We start from the raw sequence: 4243 nt of genomic DNA, 5'->3' as shown, positions 1-4243 counted from the left end.
TACCGTTTTTTCATACGATTGAAAACCAATGTAACTTGCTTTGATTGTATAGGCTGTGTTTGCTTTTAAATTGAGTATAAATTTTCCAGCTTCGTTAGTAATGGCATAGGCGTCCATGGCTTTTGTTGCTTGATTGACAGCCATAATATTTGCCATATCCAATCCTACACCAGAAGAATCTTTGACGGTTCCTTCAAATCGAATATTTTGTGAAAAAACACTTGAAGTAAGCGTCAGAATGAATAATATAATTAATTTTTTCATTTATGATTTTATGATTGTTTGCTTATCTACCCATTCTAAATTGCATACGATTTCCTCCACCAGGACCACTATTCATCTCTTGCATTTCTTCCATTTTTTTCTTGATGATGTCATTATATTCATTTTGAGAAACTTCTTTTCCTTTTGCAACCGGTTTAATTTCAACTTTGTCTTTAGAATTCAATACAATTTTAGAACACAAAATAATAGTTTTGCCATCGCTAACTTCTAAAATTAATCCGGGTAAGCCCCAATAATTTTCTGGCCCTTGATTGATGGGGATTTCTGGACAATACCAAGCAGTTATGGTGTTTTCTTTTGGTATTTCCCAATCTTTTGTGAAATTTGTTTTACTAGTTTTAGTTGAATCTTTTGCTACTTCCGTTTTTTCAGCATTTTTTTCTTCATCTTCCTTTTTTTCACGGTTTCTAAATCTAAAATTTCTAAAATCTGATTCATTCGCCTTTACAACCGCAGTAGCTTTAAAACAGGTATAATTTCCTATTTGTTTAGATTCTCCTTCCATTTTCCATTCATATTTTGGTAAGGAATCTTTAATTAAAAATTCTTTTCCAAAAAACTCACGATCTACGATGTACTGTTTTTCTTTTACATTTTTATAGTGGGTTCCACCGCCACCCATCATTGAAGTCATCATTCTGCCTCCACCTTGCTGGCCTGGTGCATCTAATTTTTCTTCTTCTTTATAAATTGATGCTGATTTGTCAAAGTTTAATACAAATGTTTTTTCAAACATTTTTCGCATACGCTCCTCAATTTGCTTTTGCATTTCTGGCGTCATGTCTTTATTTCCGCTAAATCCTTTTGTAAATTCAGCAGTACTTGTTTTTGACTCATAAACGGCCATTCCTTGAAAATTCTGGGCTTGAGCAATACTACAGATCAAAACAAGCGAAGCGATAACTATTTTTTTCATTGTTTAGTAAATTATTATGATTAATTAGTCTTCAAAAATGCAAATTGTTACATAATTTTACTACTAATTTTGTGTTAAAGTAGTATATTAGACACTTAAAACATAATTTAGTTTAATCCATGATCCAAAAAAAGCACTTAATACTATTGATTTTATGTTTTTGGAATGCTTTGGGATTTTCTCAAAATACAATTCCATCAGAAAAACTAGACAGTAATACATGGGAAATAGACAACTATTTAGGATTTGATAATCAAAAAAATCAGTATGGAATTAAAAATAATGTTATTATTAAGGGTTCAACTACTAATTTTGAATATAAAAATATTGGCCTCGGAAAAATTACTAATATAGATTTTCAAAACCCATTACAAATCATTGTTTTTTACAAAGATTTCAATACTGTTGTGCTATTAGATAACCAATTGAATGAAATAAAACGAATCGACTTCAATTTAAACCCAGAACTAATTCAGCTTGAAGCTGTTGGTTTATCAGCTCAAAATCAATTGTGGATTTATGACGGAATTACTAATAAAATTGGACTATACAACATCACAAATGACTATCTAAAATGGATTTCAACTCCTATAAAAAGGGTCTTAAAAAATTACTTTTCGGATTACACTTTTTTTTATTGGACTGATACTACTAATCAATTGTTTTCCTCTACGATATATGGAACAGTAAACACATTAGGAACAGTTCCAAAACATGACAAAATGCAACTTTTAAGCAATTCCACAGCGCTATATTTACATGAAAATGAAGTTTATTTTTACGAAATTACAAAGGAGAGAAGTAGTAAAATTAAGTTAACTGAAAATTTCGTTGGCAATTTTTTCTTTAAAGATGGAATTTTAGCTATTTTTACCCAAAATATAATTACTAATTATAAATTAATTTTACCATAATGCACATAGCAGTAGCAGGAAATATTGGCGCCGGAAAAACAACCCTAACTCGTTTATTAGCCAAACATTATAAGTGGGAACCACACTTTGAAGATGTAGTAGACAATCCTTATTTAGATGATTTTTACCATCAAATGGAACGATGGAGTTTTAATCTTCAAATCTATTTCTTAAATAGCCGTTTTCGCCAAGTGTTACAAATTAGACAGAGTGGTAAAAATATTATTCAAGATCGAACCATCTATGAAGATGCGCATATTTTTGCTCCAAATCTTCATGCCATGGGATTAATGGCTAATAGAGATTATAATAATTATACTTCTCTATTTGAATTGATGGAAGGCTTGGTTGGTGCACCAGATTTGTTAATCTATTTACGAAGTTCTATTCCTAACTTGGTGAGCCAAATTCATAAACGAGGAAGAGAATATGAAAACTCTATTTCAATTGATTATTTGAGTCGTTTAAATGAACGTTATGAAGCATGGATTCAAACCTATGACAAAGGAAAATTAGTTATCATTGATGTAGACGATATTGATTTTGTAAACAACCCTGAAGGTTTAGGAAACATCATCAACCGAATAGACGCCGAATTAAACGGATTATTTTAATATAAAAACGCCTCAAATTAAAAATTTCAGGCGTTTTTTAAATATTATATTTTTCTATTTTCCTAAAGCGGCAATTTTAGCATCAACTTCCATTTCAGAACCTTCGAAAACTTTTTCTTCCAAAGTTTCTTTACCATTTACCATTGTAGTTAAAGTAACCGTAGCTTTTACTTTTCCGTCAGCTACTTTAGTTTTGATAACTTTAATGTCTTTAATTATTTTATCATGATTACAATTTGGTCCGTGCTCATGAGCTGCTTCACCAATGTATTTACCGTTTTCATCATATTGTGACATGCATTTTTCTATACATTCTTCAGAACATCCGTTTGCTTCACACATTTTAGCACATTCATCTTTTGTCATTGTAGCGCATTTTGATAAATCGCATTTGCTTTCTGTGCAAACAACTTCTTTTTTATCACCTGAACAACATGCTCCATTTTCTGTTGTAGCACTATGACCTCCTAAAATTGGCGCAATTACTAAACCAATTAAACACGTTAATTTGATTAAGATGTTCATTGAAGGTCCAGAAGTATCTTTAAATGGATCTCCAACCGTATCACCAGTTACAGCTGCTTTGTGCGCATCAGAACCTTTGAATGTCATTTCTCCATTAATTTCTACTCCTGCTTCAAAAGATTTTTTAGCATTATCCCAAGCACCACCTGCATTGTTTTGGAACACAGCCCAAAGTACACCTGAAACGGTAACTCCTGCCATATAACCACCTAACATTTCAGCGATTAATTGATTATCATCTGGGTAAACTAATTTCCCTAAAAGTACAATTGCAATTGGAAAACCAATCGTTAAAATTCCTGGCAACATCATTTCGCGTAAAGCGGCTTTAGTTGAAATTTCCACACATTTACCATATTCTGGTTTGCCAGTTCCTTCCATAATTCCTGGAATTTCTTTGAACTGACGACGTACTTCATATACCATATCCATTGCAGCTTTTCCAACAGAATTCATTGCTAATGCAGAGAAAACTACAGGAATCATTCCACCAATAAATAACATGGCTAATACTGGCGCTTTGAAAATATTAATTCCATCAATTCCTGTAAACGTTACATAAGCAGCAAATAAAGCTAACGATGTTAATGCTGCAGAAGCGATTGCAAAACCTTTACCTGTTGCAGCAGTTGTATTTCCAACTGAATCTAAAATATCGGTACGTGTACGAACTTCTTTTGGTAATTCGCTCATTTCAGCAATACCACCTGCGTTATCAGAAATAGGTCCGAAAGCATCAATTGCTAATTGCATAGCTGTTGTAGCCATCATAGCTGAAGCTGCTAAAGCCACACCATAAAAACCTGCAAAAGCATATGAAGACCAAATTGCCGCAGCAAATAAAATCACTGTTGGGAAAGTTGAAATCATACCCGTTGCTAAACCAGCGATTACGTTAGTTCCTGCTCCTGTTGATGATTTTTGTACAATTGCCAAAACTGGTTTTGTTCCTAATCCTGTGTAATATTCAGTTACTGATGAAATTGCTC

The 4243-nt window shown here is 32.5% G+C and carries 5 protein-coding genes; 2 read left to right on the top strand and 3 right to left on the bottom strand.

Going from position 1 to position 4243, the window contains the following annotated elements; translation table 11 throughout:
- Both ACIQZC_RS09390 and ACIQZC_RS09385 read right to left on the bottom strand, forming a co-directional pair.
- A partial coding sequence (locus ACIQZC_RS09390; RefSeq protein WP_396138969.1) for a carboxypeptidase-like regulatory domain-containing protein occupies positions 1-264 on the bottom strand: 264 nt, incomplete at its 3' end.
- Between the two features lie 22 nt (positions 265-286).
- On the bottom strand, positions 287-1201 hold the full coding sequence (locus ACIQZC_RS09385; protein WP_396138968.1) for a GLPGLI family protein: 915 nt from the start codon (positions 1199-1201) through the stop codon (positions 287-289).
- Between the two features lie 146 nt (positions 1202-1347).
- On the opposite strand from ACIQZC_RS09385, the gene ACIQZC_RS09380 reads away from it, so the two are divergent.
- Both ACIQZC_RS09380 and ACIQZC_RS09375 read left to right on the top strand, forming a co-directional pair.
- Positions 1348-2115: a hypothetical protein gene (locus ACIQZC_RS09380; protein WP_396138967.1), complete on the top strand. Its 768-nt coding sequence runs from the start codon at positions 1348-1350 to the stop codon at positions 2113-2115.
- On the top strand, positions 2115-2729 hold the full coding sequence (locus ACIQZC_RS09375; RefSeq protein ID WP_396138966.1) for a deoxynucleoside kinase: 615 nt from the start codon (positions 2115-2117) through the stop codon (positions 2727-2729). The genes ACIQZC_RS09380 and ACIQZC_RS09375 overlap by 1 nt, the downstream gene beginning before the upstream one ends.
- A 54-nt stretch (positions 2730-2783) precedes the next feature.
- Here the strand turns inward: ACIQZC_RS09375 and ACIQZC_RS09370 are convergent.
- On the bottom strand, positions 2784-4243 hold a 1460-nt coding region (locus ACIQZC_RS09370), incomplete at its 5' end, for a sodium/proton-translocating pyrophosphatase (RefSeq protein WP_396138965.1).

The organism is Flavobacterium sp., assembly GCF_044338735.1.
GTDB lineage: Bacteria > Bacteroidota > Bacteroidia > Flavobacteriales > Flavobacteriaceae > Flavobacterium.
The sequence above is the reverse complement of the archived record's forward strand: the minus strand, read 5'-3'. Positions and strand labels throughout refer to the sequence as shown.